This is a genomic window from Hymenobacter rubidus (assembly GCF_016734815.1).
Lineage (GTDB): Bacteria > Bacteroidota > Bacteroidia > Cytophagales > Hymenobacteraceae > Hymenobacter > Hymenobacter rubidus.
In genome coordinates this window covers 1-1,101 of sequence record NZ_JAERQF010000078.1, presented here as the reverse complement: position 1 = coordinate 1,101, position 1,101 = coordinate 1, and the positions used below count along the sequence as shown (strand labels likewise).

Annotated in this window: 1 protein-coding gene; it reads left to right on the top strand. The window is 64.2% G+C overall.

Features of this window, described 5'->3' with window-relative positions; translation table 11 throughout:
- Positions 1-49 precede the first annotated feature (49 nt).
- The gene (locus JKL48_RS22845; RefSeq protein ID WP_201987725.1) at positions 50-1,093 is read left to right on the top strand and encodes an IS630 family transposase; all 1,044 of its coding nucleotides are present in this window, start codon (positions 50-52) and stop codon (positions 1,091-1,093) included.
- Positions 1,094-1,101 lie beyond the last annotated feature (8 nt).

The following is a 1,101-nucleotide window of genomic DNA, read 5'->3' as shown; positions in this document are numbered from 1 at the left end:
TAAACCTTTCGCGAAGTGAAAAACGAAAGTAGTTGGTTAATCTTGCCGCATGAATGTTTCTCTCACCGACACGGAGCGCCAGCAGTTGCGCGCGTTGCAAAAGCAGCGGCGCGATGACGAGGGCTACGTGAAGGTGACGGTGGTGCTGTTGCTGGACAAGGGGCGCTCGGCCGGCAGTGTTGCCGAGGACTTGGGGCTGGACGATGGCACGGTGTACCGCTACGCCGAAGCCTTCGCCCGGCTGGGGCTGGAAAAGTACCTGCACCACGAGCAGCGCGGCTACTGGGGGCTGCTCACCAGCGCCCAACTCGCCGGCCTGTGCCGCGAGCTGCGCCGGACCTTGTACACCGATTGCCGCCCGATTCGGGCCTGGCTGGAACAGGCGTACGGCGTGCGCTACACCGTTTCCGGCCTAACCGATTTGCTGCACCGGCTGGGCTTCGCCTACAAGCTGACCACGCCCGTGCCCTGCGAAGCGGATGCCGAACGGCAGGCCGCCTTCCTAACCGAACGGTTGCAGCCCCTGCTGGCCCAGGCGGCGGCCGGGCAGGCCGTGGTCTACTTTGCCGACGCGGCCCACCCCACCCACAACACGCGCTGCACCCGGGCCTGGACCGAAAAAGGCGTGCCCCGGCCCCTGCCCACGGTCAGCGGCCGCGAGCGGGTAAACCTGAACGCGGCCCTGAACGCGCACTGCCCCACGCAGGTGCACGTGCACGAAACCGCCTGCGTCAACGCCCAAAGCACAAAAGCCTTGTACGAGCAGTTGCTGGCGGCCCACCCCGGCGGCGCGCCGATTTACGTGGTCTGCGACAACGCCCGCTACTACAAAAACCAGGAGCTGACCGCCTGGCTGCAAGGCAAGCCCATTACCCAGGTGTTTCTGCCGCCCTATTCGCCCAACCTGAACCTGATTGAGCGCCTGTGGAAGTTCCTGCGCCAGAAGATTATCAACACCACCTTCTACCGCACCAAGGGCCAGTTTCGCCAGGCCGTGCTCGGCTTCTTCCACCGACTCGACGAGTTCGGGCACGAACTCGCGTCCTTACTCACCCTCCACTTTCACCTGCTCGATTCGCAACCCACTTCGTGACGGGTATA

Excerpts from the sequence above, each read along its gene's own strand:
- JKL48_RS22845 (WP_201987725.1), top strand. The coding sequence starts at position 50 with ATGAATGTTTCTCTCACCGACACGGAGCGCCAGCAGTTGCGCGCGTTG.